Below are 25,520 nucleotides of genomic sequence, written 5' to 3' on the forward strand. Positions count from 1 at the left end.
AGCGTTGTGTTAAAATGGATTCAAGCTAATAAAAAAAATAAAAAAGAAGGCTATTTCATTAAACGATTTATAAAAAGGAAAGTCTTACAGTAACATATTAACCCGGAATAATTACAATTAGATATGAAATCACAATTTTTTAGAATGTTCTTAGTGTGTTTATGCACTGCCTTTTCAGCACACGTATTTGCTCAAGCCGATTTTCACGGACAGGCTGTTTATGAGTCTAAAACAACAGCAGAAATGCCAGATTTTGGAGACAGGCAAATGAGTGAAGAACAGAAAAAAAGAATACAAGAGCGTTTAAAATCTATGTACGAAAAAACATACGTTTTATCCTTCAACCGTTCGGAGTCTATATATAAGGAAGAAGAAAAGTTAGAATCTCCAACATCAGGAGGTAGAGGATTTAGAGGATTGGATATGTCTGCTGGAGCCAAGTATAAAAATATTAAAACCAATGAGGTTATTGTAGATCAGGAATTTTACGGAAAACAATTTCTTATAAAAGACAGTTTGCCAAAGTTAGTTTGGAAAATGGAAAACGAATCTAAACAAATTGGTCAGTATACCGCATTTAAGGCAACAGCTGTTAAATTAGCGAGTCAAACCGGTATACCAAGTTTTGGAGGTCCAAGACGTGGTGAAGATTCTAAGGAAAATAAGGAAGAAGATAACAAGCCAAAAGAAGTTCTAGTTACCGCTTGGTACACACCACAAATACCGGTTAATCAAGGTCCTGGAGATTTTTGGGGATTACCTGGGTTAATATTAGAAGTTAGTACAGATAAAACAACCATATTATGTTCTAAAATTGTTTTAAATCCTAAAGAAAAAGACGAAATCAAAGTACCTAAAAAAGGTAAAGAAGTTACACAAGCAGAATACGACCAAATTGTAAAAAAGAAGTTAGAAGAAATGCGCGAAATGCGTGGTAATCGTGGCCCAGGTGGGGGAGGTAGACGTTAATATTTAGATTTAAGAAGATATAATTAGATCATGAAAAAAGGATTAGTACTAGTATTTCTACTTGCTGTAAACTTAGGTTTCGGACAATTAAAATTGGAAGGAATTGTTAAGGATAGTATAGGAAACCCGTTAGAGTTGGCCAATATTATTGCAATAAATACAGAGAGCCAAGCATTAGAATCTTATGGGATTACAGATCCTAATGGGATGTATAAATTATCCATTTCTAAAAATTCAACGTATAATGTACAAGTGAGTTATATTGGGATGAGAACAGAACAAATGGTTGTAGAAACAACAGATAAAGATGTTAATAAAACATTTGTTATGTATGCCGATAATACATTAGATGAGATAGAATTAATTTACGAAATGCCAGTTACGGTTAAAGGAGATACCATTATTTATAATGCAGATTCTTTTAAGAATGGGACAGAACGAAAATTAGAAGATGTTCTTAAAAAGTTGCCTGGTGTCGAGATTAATGATGATGGAGAAATAGAAGTAGAAGGTAATGTAGTGAGTAAGGTCATGATCGATGGAAAAGATTTCTTTGATGGCGATTCTAAATTGGCAACCAAAAACATTCCATCTAATGCATTAGATAAAATTGAAGTTTTAAAGAATTTTGCAGAGGTAGGACAGTTAAGTGGTGTTACCAATAATTCTGAAAATGTTGCGATAAACATCCGATTAAAAGAGGGTAAAAAGAATTTCTGGTTCGGAGATATCACAGGAGGTTCTGGAATAGCCGACGAGAATGGCTTGTATATTATTCAGCCTAAATTGTTTTATTACAGCCCTAAATACAGTATTAATCTTATTGGAGATTTAAATAATATCGGGGAAATTGCTTTTTCCAGACGAGATTATTTCAACTTTACTGGAGGATTTAAATCTCCTAGCAGATCTAGTGGAACAAATATTAATTTAGGAAGTAATAGTTTAGGATTTTTATCTCTTCAGAATAATAGGGCACAAGATATAGTAACAAAATTTGGAGCGGCTAATTTTAGTTACTCTCCAAACGAAACCTTAGATTTTAGTGGTTTTGGTATATTTTCTAGTAGCAGAATTGGGATGCAGATCGATAATAGTATTACGTATACCAATACCGAATTGGGAGTTCCGGATGAGGTTACCCAAAGCAAAACCAAACAACGTAGCGATTTGGGAATGCTAAAACTTAGTGTAGGGTACAAGCCTAATTCAGATAATCAGTTAGATTACGATGTTATGGCAAGAATATCACAAGAGTCTCAGGATCAGTTCGAGACATCTTCTGTGCTAGGAAACACCATGCAATATGAGTCTTCTAGTCCGTTTAGTATCAACCAAAATTTTAATTACTACTATACTTTAGGCGAAAAACACATATTTGCGACAGAAGTGCAACATCTTTGGCAAGACGAAGATCCTTTTTATAACGCCATAATAGATAATAAAGCAACGTACGAGACTACAGGTGATGCCTTAGGATTAGACAATCAGCAAATAGATTATAATGTTAATCAGGATAAACGTGTAAAGTCAAATCAGGTCGATGCGAAAGTAGATTACTTTAATGTTCTGAATGCAAAAAGTAATTTAAATGTTACTGTTGGAACGATTTATAGTCATCAGGATTTTAATTCTAATATCTTTCAGGTGCTAGATAATGAATCTGTTTTCGATCCTACACCAACTATTAACGACGGTTTATCAGAAAATAATATACAGTATTCATTTTCCGATTTATATGTCGGACTTCACTATACGGTAAAGTCGGGTATCTTTACTTTTACGCCAGGAGCATCCGTACACTCTTATAGTAGTAATAATATTCAATTCGGCGAAAAGTATAAAGATGATTTCTTTAAAATTTTGCCAGATGTAGATGTTCGACTGCAGTTTAAAAAAACCGAGCGTTTGGTTTTAAATTACAGTATGCAAACTCAATTTACAGATGTTACTCAATTGGCACGTGGACTGGTAATGAATAGCTATAACTCCTTTTTTAGTGGGAATGAAGCTTTAGACAATGCTATTTCTCATGCGGTACGTTTGTCTTATTCTAGCTTTAATTTGTTTAATTATACTAATGTTTTTGCTAACGTTAACTATAATAAGAGTATAGATAACATTAGAAATATTACCAATTTTGAAAGTGTAATACGTTCTAATTCTCCTTTTAATTCGGCTTATGCAGACGAAACGGTTTCGGCTAGCGGTCGTTTTCAGAGACGTTTTGGGAAGTTTCAAACCTCGGCAAATGGACAGTTTAACTATTCTAAGTTTAATCAATTTATCCAAAACAACAGATCTGTAAACGAAAACTATACTCAAAATTATGGATTAGAATTGCGTTCGAATTTTAATGAAGCACCAAATTTTGAAATCGGATATAATTATAGCATCCAAGATAGCGATCAAGGCGATACGCGTACCAAGTTTTTTACATCGTCGCCACGCGTGGAGTTTGATGCCTTAATATGGAAAGTATTGACTTTTAAAACGGATTACACGTATAACGATTTTAGAAATGAAGAACGCTCTTTAAATGATTACGAATTTTGGAATGCATCTTTAGCATATAGAAAAGATGAAGACAGTAAATGGGAATTCGAATTGAAGGCTACCAATTTACTGAATACAAAAACACAGAGTCAAAGTAGTGTTTCAGACATTTCGGTTAGTGCAACAGATTATTATATACAACCTAGATATGTTACTTTAAGAGCGGTTTATTCGCTTTAATTAAAATAATACCGGATTAAAATAAAATATTTTTTAATCTTAATTATTGATTTTCAGAGGTTAATATTTTGCTTCTTAAAAAGCATCCTTTTTTTGTTTGAAATATTAAAAAAAGTTATATATTTGCCTCCGGTTTTGGGGAGATACTCAAGCGGCCAACGAGGGCAGACTGTAAATCTGCTGACTACGTCTTCGTAGGTTCGAATCCTACTCTCCCCACAAAAAAGCAAGCTATAATAGCTTGCTTTTTTTATGCTTAAAAACTACCACGAAATATGGTAGGTGTTAAGATTTACTGGGGGCTATTGTGTACGCTTCCCGACTATGCTCGAAGACCGTTTAAAGGAATCACTTCCCTATGATATTAGGGCGGAGTCGAGAATAGAATTTAGGTGGCATTTTTCTACCGCACTGGAATGAGAAGAATAAAATGCTTGTTTAGTTATAAGTTTCCAGATTGTATTATACATCCTTCTAAGCGTCGCTAGAAGAACGTTTAAGAAGGTATTCTTTCTTTAGGTGTTCGAGCGAAGTCGAGAATAGAATTACATATTATATGTATTTATGCAAGCCTGCTTAGGTTTAATTTATAAAGTTGGGTTTGATAATACAGTAGGGTCTCGCAGTAGTAACGTATTAATGCGAAGTATAAAAATAAAAAAAGCCATTTCAATTAAGAAAATGGCTTTATATAATAAGGTATAAATATTTTAAAGGTTAAATGCAGCTTTTACTACATCTACGTAATCTAATTTTTCCCAAGTAAATAATTCCACATCTAAGGTTGTAGTTTCTCCATTTGGTTGTGTAAAGGTTTTTGTGACAGTTTCTGGCTGTCTTCCCATGTGGCCGTAAGCGGCTGTTTCGCTATAGATAGGCTGACGTAGTTTTAAACGTTTTTCTATTTCGTTCGGACGCATGTCGAATATTTTAGAGATTTTATTTGCAATTTCTCCATCTGTCATATTAAAAGGACAAGTTCCGTAAGTGTTTACATAAATTCCCATAGGTTCTACAACTCCAATAGCGTAAGAAACTTGGACTAAAATTTCCTCACAAACTCCTGCAGCAACCAAGTTTTTAGCAATGTGTCGAGTTGCGTATGCCGCACTACGATCTACTTTACTTGGGTCTTTTCCAGAGAATGCACCTCCACCGTGAGCACCTTTTCCACCATAAGTATCTACAATAATTTTACGACCTGTTAATCCGGTATCACCATGAGGTCCACCAATAACAAATTTCCCTGTTGGGTTAATGTGGTATTTAATGCTATCGTTAAATAACGCTTGAATTTGTTCAGGTAATTTAGCAATAACACGAGGGATAAGAATATTAATAATATCCTCACGAATTTTAGCAAGCATTGCATCGTCAGTTGCGAAATCGTCGTGTTGTGTAGATATTACTATAGCGTCAATACGTTGCGGTACGTTGTCGTCGCTATACTCAATAGTAACCTGACTCTTAGAATCTGGGCGTAAATAAGTAATGTCTTTATTTTCGCGTCTTAAAAGCGCTAATTCTTTTAATAGTGTATGTGATAGGTCGAGAGCTAGGGGCATGTAGTTTTCAGTTTCGCTTGTTGCGTAACCAAACATCATTCCTTGGTCTCCTGCGCCTTGTTCTTCTTTTGTTTCTCTGTCTACACCTCGGCTAATATCGTCTGATTGCTCATGTATTGCAGAAAACACACCACAAGAACTGCCGTCGAACATGTATTCTCCTTTGGTGTAACCAATTTTATTAATGGTGTCTCTTGCAATTTTCTGAACATCTAAATAGGTTTTAGATTTTACTTCGCCAGCAAGAACAACCTGTCCTGTAGTAACTAAGGTTTCGCACGCGACTTTAGAATCGGTGTCGAATGCTAAGAAATTATCTATTAAAGCGTCGCTTATTTGATCTGCAACTTTGTCTGGGTGTCCTTCAGACACACTTTCGGAGGTAAATAAATATGCCATAATCTAATTTAAATTATTAAATATGGAGGGGATTTGACGAAAACGTCTCAGGAAGTAAATACTGTCCTTTAGCATTTTTTATGGAGGTTGCAATCAGTCAAATCTTTCCTCATTATTAAGAGGCAAAAGTACGTATAATATTAGAATATCAAAATTACATGTTGTTAATAAAAATTAAAAATTAAAAAAGCCTTTAGAAAACTAATTCTAAAGGCTTGTATATTGTATTAAAACGGATGTTTAATGTTCGTTCATTCTAAAGTCTGGATATGCATCCATACCATGTTCGTGAGCGTCTAATCCTTCTAATTCTTCTTTTTCAGAAACACGGATTCCCATTGTTTTCTTAAGTGTAAAGATAATAATGAAAGAAGTAATTATACAGAAAATAGCGTAAACAGCTACTCCTATTAATTGACTAACAAATTGATCCATACCGGCTAATTCTCCGAAAATACCAACAGCTAAAGTTCCCCAAATACCACAAATTAAGTGTACGGCAATGGCTCCAACTGGATCGTCTAATTTTAATCTGTCAATAAAACTTACAGCGAATACAATTAATCCTCCTGCAACAGCTCCAATAAGGATAGCATCTGTAGGACTCATTTGGTCTGCACCTGCAGTAATTCCAACTAATCCTCCAAGTATACCGTTTAAAAACATCGTTAAGTCTAAGTTTTTAAACATGGCTGTAGATACTAGCATACATACAACTCCACCGGCAGCAGCCGCTAAACACGTTGTTACTAATGTTAAAGATGTTAATCCAGGATCTGCAGATAAAACAGAACCTCCGTTAAATCCGAACCAACCTAACCAAAGGATAAGTACACCTGCTGTAGCTAAAGGAATGTTGTGTCCAGGAATTGCTTGAGGTTTCCCATCTTGAAATTTTCCAATACGTGGGCCTAATAAGCAAACTGCAACTACGGCAGCCCATCCTCCTACAGAGTGAACTAAAGTAGATCCTGCGAAATCGTAAAATCCTAATTCATCTAAAAATCCGCCACCCCATTTCCAAGAACCAGCAATTGGGTAAACAAAACCTACATATATAATAGCGAAAATCATAAATGGTACAATTTTCATACGTTCGGCTACAGCTCCAGATACAATAGTTGCTGCAGTTGCGGCAAACATTCCTTGGAATAAGAAATCTGTCCAGTAGGTGTAACCTTCGTTATATGCTAAGTCTAATGCGCCTTCTGCATTTAATGGTGAGTCTAATCCAAATCCTGCGAATCCGAAAAAGCCATTAAATTCTCCTGGGTACATTAAATTAAATCCTACTAGGCAATAAAGTAAGAGACCAATAGTAATAATAAAAATATTTTTAAAAAGTATGTTTAGTGTGTTTTTCTGACGTGTTAAGCCTATTTCTAAAAATGCGAACCCAAGGTGCATAAAGAAGACTAGGGCTGTACAGATCATCATCCATACATTATTGATAGTTAATACTTCCATGTTTAAGTTTTTTGATTAATTATTTTAAAGTTTCTCCTCCTTTTTCTCCAGTTCGTATTCTGTAGCATTCTTTAATATCTGACACGAATATTTTACCATCTCCTACGTCTCCTGATTTTGCAGATTTTAATATGGTTTGAATTGTAATGTCTTCAAAATCGTCGTTAACGACTACCGAAAGATATCTGCGCTGGATGTCGCTAGTGCTATAGCTAACACCTCTATACACATGTCCCATTTTTTCGTTTCCTAAACCGGTAACATCCCAGTATGCGAAAAAATTAACACCGATTCCGTGAAGTGCTTTTTTTACTTCAGAGAATTTAGATTTTCTAATAATTGCTTCGATTTTTTTCATAATTAAATAAGGTTTTTCATTTTAGTTAATTTGAATGTATTCATAAATTTTTGATTTTATTATTTGTTTGATTATTTTTTTACGTTAAAAAGATGCCTTGCTCGCACAAGACATCTTATTAGGTGTTATAAACATGAGGTTTATTTATTCAAATTCTCTTGTTCTTTTTCCGTGGTAAGCAATAGAACCGTGTTCAGAAATATCAAGTCCTGCTATTTCTTCTTCTTCAGTTACTCTTAATCCACCACATGTTTTCTTTATAATAGTAAGGAATACGTATGATAATACGATTGCCCAAAACGCATAAGCTACAACTCCTATAGCTTGTGCTAATAATTGAGAAGCACCACCACCGTTAAGTAATCCAATACCAGTATCTCCGTCTACACCCCAAAGTCCAATAACTAAGGTTCCCCAAACACCGGCTACACCGTGTACAGAGATTGCGCCAACGGCATCATCTACTTTTAAAGTTTTTTCAATAAAACCAATTGATAGTACTACAAGGATACCTCCAATTAATCCAGCTAATACAGCTCCACCTTCAGTCATGTTTCCACAACCAGCAGTAATACTTACTAAACCGGCAAGAGCTCCATTTAATGTCATTGATAAATTTGGTTTTCCATTTTTAAACCAAGTGAATAATAAGGCACTTAATGCTCCAGCAGATGCTGCTAAGTTGGTAACTAAAACAACTTGTGAAGCTGCAACAGAATCGTCGCCTCCCCAAGCTAATTGAGAACCACCATTAAATCCGAACCATCCTAACCAAAGAATAAATACCCCTAAAGTGGCATACATTTGGTTGTGACCGTGCATTTCTACAGGTTTACCGTTAAGGAATTTTCCAATTCTTGGACCTACCATCCAAGCCGCGACTAAAGCAGCCCATCCTCCTACAGAGTGTACAATAGAAGATCCTGCGAAATCGATAAATTCAGCTGGCATCCATGCAGCGTTTAGCCAACCGCCATTCCATTCCCATCCACCAGCGATTGGGTAGATTAAAGCGGTTAGTATGATACTAAAAATAGCATATGTTGTGTATTTAGTACGTCCTGCAATTGCTCCAGATACAATAGTTGCTGTTGTTGCAGCGAATACTGTTTGAAAGAATAAATCGGCTGGACCTTGAGAGAATATAAATCCGCTCCAGTGGAAGAATCCACCTTCGGTTACATCTGCACCGTACATTAAGGAGTATCCTATAAACCAAAAGGCTAAAGATCCTACAGCAATATCCAAGAAATTCTTCATGGCAATATTTACTGCGTTTTTAGAATCTGTCATTCCAGATTCTACTAAAAAGAATCCTGCTTGCATGAAGAATACTAAGATACCTGCAATAAGCATCCAAAGCATACCCATATCGTCTTTAACAGCAGCGGCTACTGCGGCTGCATCTTGTACTGCAGGTGTTGAGTTTAAAAATAACATCATAAATAAAAAATATTAGGGGTTAGTAGTTAGTGAAAATTAAGACGTGGTTGTCTTTTCAAGTATTCGCACTTTTATTTAGAATGCGTAGATAGCAGCTATGGTAAATGCCGCTAAGTTATCTGTAGCTTCTCCGTCGTTATCTAAGTAAGGTGTAGCGTCAGACCAAGAATCGATTCTGATTTCCGGCTTAATAATTAAGTTGTCAATTGTATAACTTCCTGTAAGAGTAAATGCAACTACGGTTTCATCTTCAACATCAGCGGCGTCAAAATATCTTCCGTAAAATTCACCTCTTAATCCTAAGCTAAAATCATCTGTAGCTGCAAACTGTGGGTATAATGCAGTACCGTAGAAACCAGATCCATCATTTTCGTTATAAGCTGCGTTGATTCCTAAGTAAAAAGCATCTGTTAAATCGAAACCTCCTGTGTAATCTACTTCAAAACCTAAACCGTCATTGTTTCCGCTATCGTAATATAAGTTTAAGTATTGTCCTTTATATCCTAATTGCGCTCCTAAAGCGTATTCTCCTGTTGCAGACGTGTCGTTAACATCCCAAGGGTTGGTTACAGCTAACATTAAGCTTAAATCTTCTGAAAGGGCAAAGTCGGCTTTTAAACCCATGTGAGAGAATGGCCCGCTTGAGAAAAGGTAAGATGTACTGTAGTTAAAGTTTGCAGCAGGTGCAATAACTTCGTAACCTAAAAATGTATTCCAGCGTCCAAATGTTAATGTTGTTTTGTCAGACACATTCCAGTAAACGTATGCTTGATTAACGATTCCATCAACGATGTTACTGTTAAAAGTAGCTTCTTCTCCTCTTGGTCCAACTACTAGATCAAGTACAGCTCCTGTTTTTGCACCTTGGTAAGAAAGAATTACATTTCCCATCCCTAAAGCAAATCCACTTTTCTTGGCAAATGCTGTTCCGAATGATTGCTCTTGGTCGTCTGGAGCAGTTAAGTACGTTTGGAAATATGCATCAACGCTACCGCTAATACTAAATTTTGGTTTTTCTTCGACTTCAACGGTTGTGTCCTGAGCATAAATGCTAATTGTAGCAAAAAGCAGTGCTAGTGTAAAGATTTTTTTCATATTAAATATTGATTTGTTGAGTTAATAACGATTCAAATCTATGTAAAAAGTATTTACACCGGTAAAAAAATAGGGGGTCAAGCTTAATTTTTATGATTAATTCAGTTTTACCCCTCAAAAAATGAGGGTATCTTAAATAATTGTTAAGAAAAACCTGTTTTGAAAAATTTTATTTTGGCAAAAATTGAAAGATTTATTAATTTTTGTGAGTAAAATGCATTTAAATTATGCTTGTGTTAAGAAGAGTTTTGCTAAATATTAAATTTCTTGCGTTTTTGTGGTTTGTAAACAATAATGAATTCGTAAATTACATTGCTAATTAATTACAATACGAAAATAAAAGTTTAAGTATACCTATAATGTCATAAAAGTTTGAGCGCGATTATTACAGTTATAAGTATACTATTATATTAGTGCTTGCTAGTAGCAAAAATTAACTAAAATATTAATGATTATGTTGAAGAAACAGGGGCTGTATTTGCCAGAATTTGAACACGACAATTGTGGCGCGGGATTTATATGTAGTTTAACCGGAAGTAGATCTAACGATATTATCCATAAAGCATTAGAAATTCTAGTGAAATTGGAGCATAGAGGAGCTGTGAGTTCAGATGGAAAAACAGGAGATGGTGCTGGAATTTTAATAGATATACCTCATGACTTCTTTGTAAAATATTGTGATTTTGAACTGCCTGCTCGTGGAGAGTATGCGGTAAGTAATATGTTTCTGCCAAAAAAGGATAATCAGCGTGATTTTTGTATCGACACGTTTGAGAAATGTATTGCAGAACAAGGACTTAAATTAATAGGATGGCGTAATGCTCCTGTTAATAATAATGTAATTGGTAAAATAGCTGCGGCTAGTGAACCTTTTATTAAACAAGTATTTGTTGGTAAAAATAACCCGGAACAAACCGATTTCGAGTTTAACTTAAAATTGTTTTCTGCAAGAAAAATTGCTGAACATACTGTTTATAATTCAAAATTATCTGAGTCTTCTTACTTTTACTTCCCTAGTTTATCAACCAAAACTATAATATACAAGGGGTTATTAGTTCCTGAAGATATCAAAGAGTACTATTTAGATTTATTAAATCCGCTTTTAGATGCTAAACTGGCTTTAGTACACCAACGTTTTTCTACCAATACATTCCCGACATGGGATTTGGCTCAGCCTTTCCGTTATATGTGTCATAATGGTGAGATAAACACATTAAGAGGAAATGTGTCTCGTATGTTTTCTCGTGAAGAAATCATGGAAAGCGAATGGTTCGGAGACGATATTAAACGTGTGATTCCTACGATATTAAAAGGAAAATCGGATTCTGCATCTATGGATATGGTAGTCGAACTGTTATTAATGACAGGGCGTTCATTACCAGAAGTTATGATGATGTTAGTGCCAGAAGCATGGGAGAAAAACAACACCATGTCCGATGCTAAAAAAGCATTCTACGAATTTAACTCGTGTTTAATGGAGCCATGGGATGGTCCTGCATCTATTCCATTTACCGACGGAAGTTATATTGGAGCAGTATTAGATAGAAACGGTTTACGTCCGTCTAGATATACAGTTACAAAAGATGATTTTGTAATTATGTCGTCTGAAACAGGAGTGGTAGATATCGAACCAGAAAACATAAAATTCCACGGACGTTTAGAGCCAGGGAAAATGTTTTTAGTTAATATGGACGAAGGTCGTATTATTAACGATGAAGAAATTAAGGAGAAGATTGCAACGCAACATCCGTATAGAGAATGGTTAAATAAAAACTTAATCCACTTAAAAGATATTCCTTACAGTACAGATCCTGTAGTGTTCGAAGAAGAAGATTTAGTTGTAAGACAAAGTGTTTTTGGGTATACTCAGGAAGATTTAAATACTATTATTAAGCCGATGGCTCAAGGTGGTAAGGAACCAATTGGTTCTATGGGTAGCGATACGCCAATTGCTATTTTGTCTGAGCGTCCGCAATTAATATACAATTACTTTAAGCAGTTATTCGCGCAAGTAACGAATCCGCCGTTAGATGGTATTCGTGAAGAGTTAATTACAGATATTAGTTTAACTTTAGGAAGTGATACTAATATTTTTGAAATTAATGAATATCACTGTCGTAAATTAAAGATTCAAAATCCTGTAATTTCTAAGCAAGATTTAGAGAAAATAAAATATCACGATAAGAGTCCAGACTATCAAGTAACTTCAATCTCAATTTTATACGATGTATCTAAAGGTGTTAACGGATTGGAAGATCGTTTAGAAGTTATTGTAGATACTGCCGAAAAAGCAATTGATTCTGGAACCAATATTATTATTCTTTCAGATAGAAATGTAAACAAAGACAAAGCGCCAATTCCTGCTTTATTAGCATGTTCTTATGTTAATCACGCATTGTATAAAAGAGGAAAGCGTTCTCAGATTAGTTTAATTATAGAGTCTGCAGAACCTCGTGAAGTACATCATTTCGCATTATTATTTGGTTACGGAGCAAGTGCAATTAACCCGTATATGGTTAACGAAATTGTTGAAAAACAATTGGAAGAACAAGATATTACGGGATTAGATTTCGAAAAAGCAATTTCTAATTATAATATTGCTGTTGGAAAAGGAATTTTAAAGGTGATGAATAAGATCGGAATTTCTACCTTAAACTCTTACCGTGGTTCTCAACTTTTCGAATGTATAGGTATTAATACCAAAGTTGTAGAGAAATATTTCCCAACTACAGCAACGCGTATTCAAGGTATTGGTTTAAACGAAATAGAAAAAGAAATTTCTTTACGTCACGAATGTGCTTATAAGGTACGTGAAGTAGATGCTAATTTAGATTTAGAAATTGGTGGTCAGTACCGATGGAGACGTAATGGAGAGAAGCATTTATTTAATCCGTTAACTGTTGCCAAATTACAAGAGTCTGTTCGTACTAATAAAAAGTCCACGTATAAAGAATATGCAGAACTTGTAAATAACCAATCGAAAGATTTAATGACGATTCGTGGTTTATTTGAATTTACAAACTACGATCCAATTTCTATAGAAGAGGTGGAGCCTTGGACAGAAATCGTAAAACGTTTTAAAACGGGAGCCATGTCTTATGGGTCTATTAGTAAAGAAGCACACGAGAATTTAGCCATTGCCATGAACCGTATTGGTGGAAAAAGTAATTCTGGTGAAGGAGGAGAAGATCAGGAACGTTTTTACAAAGATCCTGATGGAGATTGGAAAAACAGTGCAATTAAGCAAGTCGCTTCAGGGCGTTTTGGAGTAACCTCTAATTACCTGACAAGTGCAAAAGAGATTCAGATTAAAATGGCGCAAGGTGCTAAGCCTGGAGAAGGTGGACAATTACCTGGGCCAAAAGTGAATCCTTCAATAGCAAAAACACGTAATTCTACTCCTTATGTAGGATTAATTTCACCACCACCACATCACGATATTTATTCAATTGAAGATTTATCTCAGTTAATTTACGATTTAAAATCGGCTAACAGAGAAGCTAGAGTAAACGTAAAACTAGTATCTGAAGTTGGTGTTGGAACAGTAGCAGCGGGTGTTGCCAAAGCAAAAGCCGATGTTATTTTAGTTTCAGGTTTTGATGGTGGAACAGGAGCATCTCCATTAACATCATTAAAACACTGTGGTTTACCGTGGGAATTAGGAATTGCTGAAGCACAACAAACTTTAGTAATGAACGACTTAAGAAACCGTATCGTTTTAGAATGTGACGGTCAGTTAAAAACAGGTCGAGATGTTGCTGTAGCATGTTTATTAGGAGCCGAAGAATTTGGTTTCGCAACAGCACCGTTAGTTGCTTCAGGATGTATCATGATGCGTGTGTGTCACTTAAATACATGTCCTGTTGGAATTGCAACTCAAAACCCAGAATTACGTAAGAAATTTAAAGGAAAGCCAGAACACGTAGTTAACTACATGTATTTTGTAGCTCAAGAATTACGTGAAATTATGGCGCAATTAGGATTTAGAACTATTAATGAAATGGTTGGACAGTCTCAAAAATTAGATCGTAACCAAGCTATCGAACATTATAAGGCGTCAGGAATCGATTTAACTCCAATATTACACAGAGTAAAAACAGAACCTTACGTAAAATTATATAATACAGAAAAGCAAGAGCATAATTTAGATGTGCACTTAGATTTCGAAATTATTAATAAAGCGCATCCAGCGTTATTCCGTAAGGAGAAAACGTATTTAGATTTTAAAATTACAAACATAGATCGTGCAGTAGGTGCTGTAATTAGTAACGAAATTTCAAAAATTTACGGAGCTCAAGGTTTACCAGAAAACACCCTTAACTTAAACTTTACAGGTTCGGCAGGACAGAGTTTTGGAGCGTTTGCTACAAAAGGTTTAACAATGATTGTAAATGGAAACACAAACGATTATTTAGGAAAAGGATTATCTGGAGCTAAAGTAATTATTAAGGTTCCTGAACAAGCAACTATTGTTCCTGAGGATAATGTAATTACTGGAAACGTAACCTTATACGGAGCCACATCTGGAGAGGTTTATATTAATGGTAAAGCAGGAGAGCGTTTCTGTGTTAGAAACTCAGGAGCTCAAGCGGTTGTTGAAGGTATTGGAGATCATGGTTGTGAGTACATGACTGGTGGTGTTGCTGTAATACTTGGTGAAGTAGGAAGAAACTTCGGAGCAGGTATGAGTGGTGGAATTGCTTTTGTTCTAGACGAAAAAGGTACGTTTACTAATAACTGTAATTCTGAAGCACTTAACTTAGATCCAGTGGTTTTAGAAGAAGATATTACAATATTAAAAACATTAATTACTAATCATTATAACGCTACTTTAAGTCCGCAAGCACAACGTATTTTAGAGCAATGGGAACAATACTTGCCTAAATTTATCAAGGTTTTACCAGAAGAATATAAGCAGGCTTTAATTAAATTAGAACAAGAAAACCTTGTAACGCAATAGATATTATGGGAAAAATAACAGGATTTTTAGAATATAAACGTGAAGTTGAAGGGTACGAGCCAGTTGAAGATCGTATTAAAGATTATAAGGAATTTACAATTCCTTTGTCTGAACCTCATATAAAAGATCAAGGTGCGCGTTGCATGGATTGTGGTATTCCATTTTGTCATAGTGGTTGCCCACTTGGTAATTTAATTCCAGATTTTAACGATAAAGTATATAAAGGAAGGTGGAAAGAAGCTGCGGCAATCTTACATTCTACAAATAACTTCCCAGAGTTTACAGGTAGACTGTGTCCTGCACCATGTGAAGAAGCATGTGTATTGGGTATAAATGAAGACCCTGTAACTATCGAGAATATTGAAAAACAAATTGTTGAAACAGCCTTTAAAGAAGGTTGGGTTGTAGCGCATCCTCCAAAAAACCGTACTGGTAAAACGGTAGCTGTTATTGGTGGCGGACCTTCAGGTTTAGCGGCAGCACAACAATTAAATCGTGCCGGACATTTGGTAACGCTTTTTGAAAGAGACGATAAAGTTGGTGGTTTATTAAGATATGGAATTCCAGATTTTAAATTGGAAAAACAAATCATAGACCGTCGTATTAAAGTTATGGAAGAAGAAGGAATCGTGTTTAAAACCAATGCGCACGTTGGTAAGAATGTAGATTCAGAACAACTTAAAAAGGATTTTGATGCTGTAGTGTTATGTGGTGGTGCAACGGTAAGACGTGGTATGCCAATTCCTGGAGCCGAATTAAACGGGGTTGTTCAAGCTATGGATTTCCTTAAGCAAAATAACAAACGCGTTAGCGGTACCAAAGAATTTGAAAACGAAATCAAGGCTACTGGTAAGAATGTAATTGTTATTGGTGGTGGAGATACGGGATCAGATTGTATTGGAACTTCTAATCGTCACGGTGCAAAATCTGTAACCAATTTTGAAATTTTAGATAAGCCTTCAGAAGGAAGACCAGCGCATCAGCCATGGCCATATTGGCCAATGAAATTGCGTACAAGTACATCTCATAAAGAAGGTGTGGAGCGTTTCTTCAGTATTTCAACTAAAGAATTTTTAGGCGACGAAAACGGAAATTTAAAAGGATTAGTTACTGCCGAGGTAGAATGGATTTTTAAACCAGGCGAGCGTCCGCAATTAAAAGAGCTTCCTGGAACCGAAAAAACGTGGGATTGCGATTTAGCTTTGTTGGCTTTAGGGTTTACAGGAGCAGAGAAAACACTTCCAGAACAATTGGGGCTAGATATGGATTTTAGAACCAATATTAAAGCCGATACAAACAATTATATGTCTAACGTGCCTGGGGTATTTGTTGCTGGAGATATGCGTCGCGGACAATCGTTAATTGTTTGGGCAATTTCCGAAGGGAGACAAGCGGCCTACCATGTAGATAAGTACTTAATGGGCGAATCTAATCTACCTCTTAAAACAGGTATCGATTTACCTAGAGTTTAATATGTAACAAATACATCAAATATTTTGTTTTTTTATAGGTTACTATTCAAAGAATTAAGATATTTGGTTTATATATGAAAAATTTTATAATATATATTTCTATTCCTGTCGTTGTGATTCGTTCGTGAGGATATTGGGGGGAATATGTATTAAGAATATAATAAAAGCCTTCCTTTTTTTTGGGAAGGCTTTTTTGCGTTAAATCTGTTTTAAATAAATCGATTTTGGGTTGGAATTAATTGTAAAAGGAGCCGTTTTTTGGACTGAATAGTGATTTCGACGTTTATTTTGGAAAAAGTTGATTTTTTTATCAAAAAAAGAAGGCATTGAACATCATATATAATAGTGTTTAAATATCTGTATTATAGGTATTTAGATATGTAATATTAGAAATGAGTTTAGTCTAAAGCTGTCGGACTAAATTCGTTAAAAATTGACAAAAAATTAATTTAGAGCTCTCAAACAGATTAGAATTTAGAGCAAAAGCTTTTAAAACATATGAAAAATTTAAAAAAGTATAGTCACGCGATCACTCAAGATCCTTCATTGCCTGCCGCTCAAGCGATGTTGCACGCTATAGGATTAACAGATGAAGATTTACAAAAACCATTTATTGGTATCGCAAGTACAGGTTACGAAGGGAACCCTTGTAATATGCATTTAAATGACTTAGCTACACATGTTAAAAAAGGAACCCAAAATGCAGATTTAATTGGTTTAATTTTTAACACCATTGGGATTAGTGACGGTATTTCTAACGGTACACCTGGAATGCGTTATTCTTTGGTGTCTAGAGATATTATTGCAGATTCGGTCGAGACTGTTGTCGAGGGGATGAGCTACGATGGTTTAGTTACGGTTGTAGGCTGTGATAAAAATATGCCAGGTGCTTTAATAGGAATGCTTCGTTTAAACAGACCTTCTGTTTTAGTGTATGGAGGGACTATTGCTTCTGGTTGTCATAAAGGAGAAAAGCTTGATATTATTTCGGCTTTTGAAGCTTATGGAAAAAAAGTTGCCGGAACTATCGGCGATTCAGAATTTAAAGAAGTGGTTCACAAAGCATGTCCAGGAGCAGGTGCTTGTGGGGGAATGTATACTGCAAATACTATGGCATCGGCAATCGAGGCTTTAGGAATGTCGTTACCATTTAACTCGTCTACACCAGCTGTTGGAGACGATAAATTAAAAGAAAAAGAATGCGTTAAGGCCGGTGAAGCTTTACGTTATTTATTAGAAAATGATATAAAACCTTCAGACATTGTATCTAAAAAATCGTTAGAAAATGCATTTAGATTAGTAACGGTTTTAGGAGGTTCTACCAATGCTGTACTTCACTTTTTAGCCATTGCTAAAGCGGCGAAAATTGAATTTACTTTACAAGATTTTAAAAGAATTAGCGACAACACCCCTTTATTGGCAGATTTAAAGCCAAGTGGTAAATATTCTATGGAAGATTTACATGGTGTTGGAGGGATTCCTGGCGTATTAAAATACATGTTAGAAAACGGTATGCTTCACGGCGATTGTTTAACCGTAACTGGGAAAACCATAGCAGAAAACTTAAAAGATGTTCCTAATTTAATCGAAGGACAAGAGATTATAAAAACGCTAGATAATCCAATTAAAGAAACCGGACATATCCGTATTCTTTTTGGAAACTTAGCAACCGAAGGTGCTGTTGCCAAAATCACTGGTAAAGAAGGACTGTCGTTTAGAGGGACAGCTAACGTTTTTAATAGTGAAGCCGAAGTTAATGAGGGTATCAAAAACGGTAAGGTAAAGAAAGGCGATGTCATTATTATTCGTTACGAAGGTCCGAAAGGAGCGCCAGGAATGCCAGAAATGTTAAAACCTACATCGTCTATTATGGGTGCTGGATTAGGAAAAGATGTGGCAATGATTACCGACGGACGCTTCTCTGGAGGTTCTCATGGTTTTGTAGTGGGTCACGTTGCCCCAGAAGCTCAGGATGGTGGTAATATTGCATTGGTAGAAAATGGAGATATAATCTTTATTGATGCCGAAAATAATACAATTGATATTGAAATCTCGGAGGAGTTATTAGATAAAAGACGCGCAAATTGGGTTGCTCCAAAATTAAAAGCAGATCGCGGCGTTTTATATAAATATGCGAAAACAGTATCGTCTGCATCAAAAGGATGCGTGACTGATGAATTTTAATTTTTTACTATGAACACAGAAACAGTAAAAACGACTAAGACAGCTACGGAGAGTACGGTGCGTATTTCGGGTAGTGAAGCCATCATAAAATGTATGTTGGCCGAAGGTGTTGAGATTCTTTATGGGTATCCAGGAGGAGCTATTATGCCGGTTTACGATGAACTTTATAAATATAGAGATCAAATTCATCATGTCTTAACTCGTCATGAACAAGGTGCTGCCCATGCGGCTCAAGGTTATGCGCGTATTTCTGGAAAAGTAGGAGTCGCTATTGCTACTTCTGGTCCAGGGGCTACAAATTTAATAACAGGTATCGCAGATGCTCAAATAGATTCGACTCCGTTGGTCTGTATTACTGGTCAAGTCGCTTCACATTTATTAGGTAGCGATGCGTTTCAGGAGACCGATATTGTGGGGATTTCTACGCCTGTAACTAAATGGAACGTCCAAATTACAAAAGCGGCAGATATTCCTGAGGTCATGGCTAAAGCATTTTATATTGCTAAAAGTGGCAGACCAGGACCTGTGCTTGTAGATATTACTAAAGATGCTCAGTTCGAAGAGTTCGATTTTAAATACGAAAAATGTACTTCGGTACGTAGTTATAAAGCGTCTTGTAAAATAGACAGCGAAGCTGTTAAAAAAGCGGCAGACTTAATTAATAGTGCTAAAAAACCAATGATTGTTTGGGGACAAGGTGTTATTTTAGGAAAGGCGGAAGACGAATTAAAAGCGGTTATAGAGAAAGCCGGAATACCTTCTGCATGGACTATCTTAGGAGCTTCAGCAGTACCAACCGATCATCCTTTAAATATAGGGATGGTGGGAATGCATGGTAATTATGCGCCAAATATGTTAACCAACGAGTGCGATGTGTTAATTGCAATTGGTATGCGTTTCGACGATCGTGTAACAGGAAATCTTGAAACCTATGCAAAACAAGCTAAAATTGTTCATTTTGAAATAGATCCAGCTGAAGTCGATAAAAACGTTAAAACGGATGTCGCAGTTCTAGGTAACTCTAAACTGAGTTTAGCTGCATTATTACCACTTTTAAACGAAAATGTGCATACAGAATGGCATCAGAAATTTAAGAATTTATATGCTACCGAGTTTGAAAAAGTAATTCAAAACGATTTACACCCAACCAAAGAAGGATTAACCATGGGGGAAGTGATAAATCAGATAAACATACAATCTAAAGGAGATGCGGCTATAGTTTCAGACGTGGGGCAACACCAAATGATTGCTTGTCGTTACGCAAAATTCAATAAAACCAAAAGTAATATTACTTCTGGAGGATTAGGGACTATGGGCTTTGCTTTACCAGCGGCTATTGGAGCGAAAATGGCTGCGCCAGATCGTGATGTGGTTGCTATTATTGGTGATGGTGGTTTTCAGATGAATATTCAAGAATTGGGAACTATTTTTCAGCAAAAAGTACCTGTAAAAATAGTGGTTTTAAATAACGAGTTTTTAGGAATGGTTCGCCAATGGCAACAGTTGTTTTTCGATAAACGTTATGCATCTACAGAAATGACAAACCCTAACTTTGTAGCGATTGCTAAAGGGTATTATATAGAAGCTAAGCGTATTACAAAACGTGAAGAACTAGCAGGTGCAGTAGAAGAAATGATGAACCACGATGGGGCATATTTCTTAGAGGTATGTGTAGAAAAAGAAGGAAACGTTTTCCCAATGATAGCAACAGGAGCTTCAGTTTCAGATATTAGATTAAGTTAATTATGGAAGATAATAGAAACACATATACCATCTCGATTTATACCGAGAATAACATTGGTCTTTTAAACAGAATTTCGGCGATTTTTCAAAGAAGACATATCAATGTTGAAAGTTTAAACACCTCTATTTCAGAAATAGAAGGCGTGTCAAGATTTACTATCGTAGTAAAACTTAAAGAAGACCGAATTAAGAAGATTGTTGGTCAGATAGAAAAGCAAGTCGAAGTTATTAAAGCGTATTACCATACAGACGAAGAAACAATTTATCAGGAGTCTTGTATGTTTAAATTAAAATCGGATTTATTATTTGAAGAACGCGAAATTCAGAATATAATTAAAGATAGTAATGCGAGAATTGTAACGGTTAATAAAGAGTTTTTTGTTCTTGAGAAATCAGGAAAACGAAACGAAATCGAACAATTATATCGCGATTTTAGTGCCTACGGCATTATGCAGTTTGTACGTTCAGGACGTATTGCAGTAACCAAAGAAGAAATGAAAATATCACAAATGCTAACAGCATTTAATTAATTTAAACACAATGGCAAATTATTTTAACACCTTATCACTAAGAAATCAATTAGAACAATTATCAAAATGTCGTTTCATGTCGTCTTCAGAATTCGAAGATGGTGTCACTGCATTAAAAGGTAAAAAGATCGTCATTATAGGTTGTGGCGCACAAGGATTAAACCAAGGATTAAACATGAGAGATTCTGGTTTAGATATATCTTATGCTTTACGTGCTGCTGCAATTAAAGAAAAGCGTGCTTCTTTTGTGAACGCTTCAGAAAACAATTTTACTGTTGGAACATACGAAGAGTTAATTCCTACGGCAGATTTAGTTTTAAACTTAACGCCAGATAAGCAACATACTAATGTTGTAGAAACTATAATGCCTTTAATGAAAAAAGGTGCAACATTATCTTACTCTCACGGATTTAATATCGTAGAAGAAGGTACTCAAGTCCGTAAGGATTTAACTGTTATTATGGTTGCTCCTAAATGTCCAGGTACGGAAGTACGTGAAGAATATAAACGTGGATTTGGTGTGCCAACATTAATTGCTGTACACCCAGAAAACGATCCAGAAGGAAAAGGTTTAGTACAAGCTAAAGCGTATGCTGTTGCAACAGGAGGAGATAAAGCGGGAGTTTTAGAATCGTCTTTCGTTGCTGAGGTTAAAAGTGATTTAATGGGGGAACAAACTATTTTATGTGGGGCGTTACAAACAGGATCTATTTTATGTTTCGACAAAATGGTTGAAGAAGGTATAGAGCCAGGTTATGCTGCTAAATTAATTCAATATGGTTGGGAAACTGTAACTGAAGCTTTAAAGCATGGTGGTATTACAACTATGATGGACCGTTTATCGAACCCAGCTAAAATTAAAGCATATAAATTATCTGAAGAATTAAAAGATATTTTACGTCCGCTTTTCGAAAAGCATATGGACGATATTATCTCTGGTCATTTCTCTAAAACCATGATGGAAGACTGGGCAAACGACGATGTTAATTTATTAACTTGGAGAGAAGCAACAGGAGAAACAGCTTTCGAAAAAACTAAATTAACTTCAGATAAAATTTCAGAACAAGAATATTTCGATAATGGTGTTTTAATGGTTGCTATTGTAAAATCGGGAGTAGAGTTAGCTTTCGAAACTATGGTAAGCGCTGGAATTATCGAAGAATCTGCATACTACGAATCACTTCATGAATTACCTTTAATTGCGAATACAATTGCAAGAAAGAAACTTTACGAAATGAACCGTGTTATTTCTGATACAGCAGAATACGGATGTTACCTATTCGACCATGCCGCCAAGCCTATGTTAGTAGATTTCATGAAAGGAATTAAAACTGATGTAATTGGTAAGCCATACTCAACATCTAACGAAGTTGATAATATTGAATTAATTGCAGTAAACGATGCTATTAGAAATCATCCTATTGAAGCGATTGGAAAATCGTTAAGAGCAGCCATGACAGCAATGAAAACAATAAAATCTGAAGTAGAAGAAGACGCTTCAGTGTTAGCCTAATACAATTATGCAAACCGAAAACAAAACATATTTTCCAAGTTTAAAAGCAGTACAAGCAGCAGCCGAGCGTTTAAAATCGGTTGCTGTTTCTACGCCTTTAACACAAAACCTACAATATTCTAAACGTTTTGGCGCCAATGTGCTCTTTAAGCGTGAAGACTTACAATTAGTTCGTTCTTATAAAATTAGAGGGGCATACAACAGGATGTCGTCTTTAACTCCAGAACAAATGAAAAATGGTATTGTATGTGCAAGTGCAGGGAATCACGCTCAAGGTGTGGCTCTATCCTGTAAATTGTTAAAAATAGAAGGTACTATTTTTATGCCTTCACCAACACCTAATCAAAAAATCGAGCAGGTAAAAATGTTTGGTGAAGAATATACTAAAATTGTTTTGGTTGGCGATTCTTACGACGATGCATACCATGCGTCTATGTTAGAGTGTGAACGTTTAAATAAAACTTTTATTCATCCGTTTAACGATCAAGAAGTAATAGAAGGACAAGCTACCATTGGTCTTGAGATATTAAGTCAGATCAATGCGCCTTTAGATTACGTTTTTGTTCCCGTTGGAGGTGGAGGATTAGCTTCAGGCTTATCTACAGTGTTTAAGCAATTATCTCCGGATACTAAAATTATAGGAGTCGAGCCACAAGGCGCACCTTCTATGAAAACATCTATAAAAAACGGTTATAACACAGAATTAAAAACCATCGAAAATTTTGTTGATGGTGCTGCAGTAAAGAAAGTAGGAGACAGAACGTTTGCTATTTGTAAGCAGAATTTAGACGACATGATAACTGTTCCCGAAGGTAAGATATGTGAAACCATTTTAGAACTTTACAATAAGGATGCTATTGTGGTCGAGCCAGCAGGTGCATTAAGTGTTTCTGCTCTGGATTTCTATGCCGAAGAAATTAAAGGTAAAAATGTGGTTTGTGTTATTAGTGGTAGTAATAACGATATTACTAGAACAGCCGAAATTAAAGAACGCGCTTTATTATATACCAATTTAAAGCATTATTTTATAGTGAAATTCCCACAACGCGCGGGAGCATTAAAAGAGTTCGTTGCCGAGATTTTAGGGCCTAACGATGATATTACCTATTTTCAGTATGCCAAAAAAACCAATCGTGAAAATGGTTCGGCAGTAGTTGGTATCGAATTAAAATCATCTAAAGATTTAGGACCCTTAATTACTAAAATGAAACAGCGAAACTTTTACGGCGACTATTTAAACGATAATCCAGACCTGTTTCAGTTTTTAGTATAAGCTTAACTATTTTGTAAACTACTAAATACGATTAAAGAGTTATCTTTAAACTTAACTGTAAATTAAAATTATATTATGCACACATCTTTTTTAGAGATTCCGGATCAATATAAAGTTACAACTGAAATTAATCAAAATACATATTTAGTAGGTGGTGAATTAAAAAAATGGACGGGAGATACGGCAGATGTTTATTCATCCGTATCATCTACTCCAGAATATAAGCCAACACGACTTGGTAAAATACCTCAACTGGGAAAAGAACAAGCATTAGAAGCCTTAAATGCTGCTTGTAAAGCCTATGATAAAGGTCAAGGCGAATGGCCAACAATGAAAGTGATTGATCGTATTGCTTGCATGGAAAAGTTTGTAGAACAAATGAAAACCAAGCGAGAAGACATCGTGAAATTACTAATGTGGGAAATTGGTAAAAGTTTACCAGATTCTCAAAAAGAATTCGATAGAACAGTAGATTATATTTACGACACTATTGAAGAATATAAACAACTAGATCGCGATAGTGCTAAATTTGAAAAGCACGATGGCGTTTACGCTCATATAAGACGTGGTTCTTTAGGGGTTGTGTTGTGTATGGGACCTTATAACTATCCGCTTAACGAAACTTTTGCACTGTTAATTCCTGCCATTATTATGGGGAATACAGTAATTTTTAAACCTGCTAAACATGGTGTGTTGTTAATGACACCGTTGTTAGAAGCGTTTCGAAATAGTTTTCCAGAAGGCGTTGTAAATATTATTTATGGTCGCGGACGTGTAGTTGCTACACCAATAATGGAAACAGGAAAGGTAGATGTACTTGCTTTAATAGGAAATAGTACGTCTGCAAATGCACTTCAAGATAGTCACCCAAGACAAAACAGATTGCGTTTGGTTTTAGGTTTAGAAGCTAAAAATCCAGCAATTGTTTTACCAGATGCAGATTTAGATTTAACCATAGACGAATGTATTGCGGGAACCTTGTCTTTTAATGGACAACGTTGTACGGCTTTAAAAGTACTTTATGTTCATGAAAATATTGTTGAAGAATTCAATAAACGGTTTGCCGCTAGAGTAGATGCGTTACAATTTGGAAATCCATGGGATCAAGGGGTGAAATTAACACCGCTTCCAGAACCAGGAAAACCTGCTTATATTCAAGAGTTGATTGATGATGCCTTAGAAAAAGGTGCAACGATTCTAAATGAAAAAGGAGGAAAAACTACAGAAAATTATATTTTTCCAGCAGTGTTGTTTCCAGTAAGTAAAGACATGCGTGTATTTAAAGAAGAGCAATTTGGACCAGTAGTTCCTGTGCTGTCTTTTAAAGATATTCAAGAGCCTTTACACGATATGGCCGAATCTAATTACGGACAACAAGTGAGTGTCTTTGGTCAGAATGTTAAGACGTTAGCGCCATTGGTCGATACTTTAGTCAACTTAGTATGTCGTGTTAACCTAAATAGTTCCTGCCAGCGTGGACCGGATGTTTATCCGTTTACAGGAAGAAAAGATTCTGCTGTAGGAACATTAAGTGTACATGATGCTTTAAGATCGTTCTCAATTAGAACGTTTGTAGCTTCAAAAGATAATACATACAATAATGCTATTTTAAATGAATTGCTTGATACTAAAGCATCCAATTTTATTAGCACCGATTATATACTGTAAATAAGTAATATAATACATCTTATTTAAAAGCTAAGCTTAAATAATTTTATACAGAGGTTTATATTAGTGCAATTTTCTTCACTGAAAAATTATGCACTAGTATAAACCTTTATATGTATATATTTGAGACACATTTTTATGTTTT

15 protein-coding genes and 1 tRNA gene are annotated in these 25,520 nt (G+C 35.5%); 11 read left to right on the forward strand and 5 right to left on the reverse strand.

Annotation, left to right across the window (positions count from 1 at the left end; translation table 11 throughout):
• Nucleotides 1-123: 123 nt before the first annotated feature.
• The 3 genes from AC0UBM_RS11705 (at nt 124) to AC0UBM_RS11715 (ending at nt 3,924) form a co-directional block, all read left to right on the forward strand.
• Nucleotides 124-969, forward strand: coding sequence for a GLPGLI family protein (locus AC0UBM_RS11705; protein ID WP_475688737.1), 846 nt, complete (start codon nt 124-126; stop codon nt 967-969).
• 30 nt (nt 970-999) lie between these two features.
• The gene (locus AC0UBM_RS11710) at nt 1,000-3,705 is read left to right on the forward strand and encodes a carboxypeptidase regulatory-like domain-containing protein (protein ID WP_475688738.1); all 2,706 of its coding nucleotides are present in this window, start codon (nt 1,000-1,002) and stop codon (nt 3,703-3,705) included.
• Between the two features lie 137 nt (nt 3,706-3,842).
• Nucleotides 3,843-3,924: transfer RNA gene (locus AC0UBM_RS11715), tRNA-Tyr, on the forward strand.
• 491 nt (nt 3,925-4,415) lie between these two features.
• Here the strand turns inward: AC0UBM_RS11715 and metK are convergent.
• The 5 genes from metK to AC0UBM_RS11740 form a co-directional block, all read right to left on the reverse strand.
• Nucleotides 4,416-5,669, reverse strand: a complete 1,254-nt coding sequence (gene metK / locus AC0UBM_RS11720) for a methionine adenosyltransferase (protein ID WP_414036674.1) — start codon at nt 5,667-5,669, stop codon at nt 4,416-4,418.
• Between the two features lie 240 nt (nt 5,670-5,909).
• Nucleotides 5,910-7,136: an ammonium transporter gene (locus AC0UBM_RS11725; RefSeq protein ID WP_414036675.1), complete on the reverse strand. Its 1,227-nt coding sequence runs from the start codon at nt 7,134-7,136 to the stop codon at nt 5,910-5,912.
• 19 nt (nt 7,137-7,155) lie between these two features.
• Nucleotides 7,156-7,494 carry a P-II family nitrogen regulator gene (locus tag AC0UBM_RS11730; RefSeq protein WP_414036676.1) on the reverse strand — a complete coding sequence of 113 codons (339 nt, stop codon included), beginning with the start codon at nt 7,492-7,494 and terminating at the stop codon, nt 7,156-7,158.
• 144 nt (nt 7,495-7,638) lie between these two features.
• Complete coding sequence (locus AC0UBM_RS11735) at nt 7,639-8,937, reverse strand: ammonium transporter (RefSeq protein ID WP_414036677.1); 1,299 nt, start codon at nt 8,935-8,937, stop codon at nt 7,639-7,641.
• A gap of 75 nt (nt 8,938-9,012) precedes the next feature.
• Nucleotides 9,013-10,032, reverse strand: coding sequence for an outer membrane beta-barrel protein (locus AC0UBM_RS11740; protein ID WP_434036985.1), 1,020 nt, complete (start codon nt 10,030-10,032; stop codon nt 9,013-9,015).
• 454 nt (nt 10,033-10,486) lie between these two features.
• On the opposite strand from AC0UBM_RS11740, the gene gltB reads away from it, so the two are divergent.
• The 8 genes from gltB to AC0UBM_RS11780 all read left to right on the forward strand — a co-directional run bounded on the left by gltB (nt 10,487) and on the right by AC0UBM_RS11780 (nt 25,375).
• Entirely contained in the window at nt 10,487-14,992 is a 4,506-nt protein-coding gene (gene gltB, locus AC0UBM_RS11745; protein ID WP_475688739.1) for a glutamate synthase large subunit, read from the forward strand.
• Nucleotides 14,993-14,997: 5 nt separating this feature from the next.
• Entirely contained in the window at nt 14,998-16,464 is a 1,467-nt protein-coding gene (locus tag AC0UBM_RS11750; protein WP_414036680.1) for a glutamate synthase subunit beta, read from the forward strand.
• Nucleotides 16,465-16,962: 498 nt separating this feature from the next.
• Nucleotides 16,963-18,648, forward strand: a complete 1,686-nt coding sequence (gene ilvD, locus AC0UBM_RS11755; protein ID WP_414036681.1) for a dihydroxy-acid dehydratase — start codon at nt 16,963-16,965, stop codon at nt 18,646-18,648.
• Between the two features lie 9 nt (nt 18,649-18,657).
• A complete protein-coding gene (ilvB, locus tag AC0UBM_RS11760) occupies nt 18,658-20,391 on the forward strand; it encodes a biosynthetic-type acetolactate synthase large subunit (protein ID WP_475688740.1) in 1,734 nt (577 codons plus the stop codon).
• Between the two features lie 2 nt (nt 20,392-20,393).
• Entirely contained in the window at nt 20,394-20,921 is a 528-nt protein-coding gene (gene ilvN / locus AC0UBM_RS11765; protein WP_414036683.1) for an acetolactate synthase small subunit, read from the forward strand.
• A gap of 10 nt (nt 20,922-20,931) precedes the next feature.
• Complete coding sequence (gene ilvC, locus AC0UBM_RS11770; protein ID WP_414036684.1) at nt 20,932-22,434, forward strand: ketol-acid reductoisomerase; 1,503 nt, start codon at nt 20,932-20,934, stop codon at nt 22,432-22,434.
• Between the two features lie 7 nt (nt 22,435-22,441).
• The gene (ilvA, locus tag AC0UBM_RS11775; RefSeq protein WP_414036685.1) at nt 22,442-23,707 is read left to right on the forward strand and encodes a threonine ammonia-lyase IlvA; all 1,266 of its coding nucleotides are present in this window, start codon (nt 22,442-22,444) and stop codon (nt 23,705-23,707) included.
• Between the two features lie 75 nt (nt 23,708-23,782).
• Complete coding sequence (locus tag AC0UBM_RS11780; protein ID WP_414036686.1) at nt 23,783-25,375, forward strand: NADP-dependent glyceraldehyde-3-phosphate dehydrogenase; 1,593 nt, start codon at nt 23,783-23,785, stop codon at nt 25,373-25,375.
• Nucleotides 25,376-25,520: the final 145 nt, after the last annotated feature.

The sequence above is a fragment of the Formosa sp. F44 genome, assembly GCF_056238645.1.

Bases quoted from the DNA above. Each gene is read 5' to 3' on its own strand.
- AC0UBM_RS11730 (WP_414036676.1), bottom strand. From the start codon at position 7,494: ATGAAAAAAATCGAAGCAATTATTAGAAAATCTAAATTCTCTGAAGTA.
- AC0UBM_RS11725 (WP_414036675.1), bottom strand. From the start codon at position 7,136: ATGGAAGTATTAACTATCAATAATGTATGGATGATGATCTGTACAGCC.
- AC0UBM_RS11710 (WP_475688738.1), top strand. From the start codon at position 1,000: ATGAAAAAAGGATTAGTACTAGTATTTCTACTTGCTGTAAACTTAGGT.
- AC0UBM_RS11750 (WP_414036680.1), top strand. From the start codon at position 14,998: ATGGGAAAAATAACAGGATTTTTAGAATATAAACGTGAAGTTGAAGGG.
- ilvD (WP_414036681.1), top strand. From the start codon at position 16,963: ATGAAAAATTTAAAAAAGTATAGTCACGCGATCACTCAAGATCCTTCA.
- ilvN (WP_414036683.1), top strand. From the start codon at position 20,394: ATGGAAGATAATAGAAACACATATACCATCTCGATTTATACCGAGAAT.
- metK (WP_414036674.1), bottom strand. From the start codon at position 5,669: ATGGCATATTTATTTACCTCCGAAAGTGTGTCTGAAGGACACCCAGAC.
- ilvB (WP_475688740.1), top strand. From the start codon at position 18,658: ATGAACACAGAAACAGTAAAAACGACTAAGACAGCTACGGAGAGTACG.
- AC0UBM_RS11735 (WP_414036677.1), bottom strand. From the start codon at position 8,937: ATGATGTTATTTTTAAACTCAACACCTGCAGTACAAGATGCAGCCGCA.
- ilvA (WP_414036685.1), top strand. From the start codon at position 22,442: ATGCAAACCGAAAACAAAACATATTTTCCAAGTTTAAAAGCAGTACAA.
- AC0UBM_RS11705 (WP_475688737.1), top strand. From the start codon at position 124: ATGAAATCACAATTTTTTAGAATGTTCTTAGTGTGTTTATGCACTGCC.
- AC0UBM_RS11780 (WP_414036686.1), top strand. From the start codon at position 23,783: ATGCACACATCTTTTTTAGAGATTCCGGATCAATATAAAGTTACAACT.
- AC0UBM_RS11740 (WP_434036985.1), bottom strand. From the start codon at position 10,032: ATGAAAAAAATCTTTACACTAGCACTGCTTTTTGCTACAATTAGCATT.
- gltB (WP_475688739.1), top strand. From the start codon at position 10,487: ATGTTGAAGAAACAGGGGCTGTATTTGCCAGAATTTGAACACGACAAT.
- ilvC (WP_414036684.1), top strand. From the start codon at position 20,932: ATGGCAAATTATTTTAACACCTTATCACTAAGAAATCAATTAGAACAA.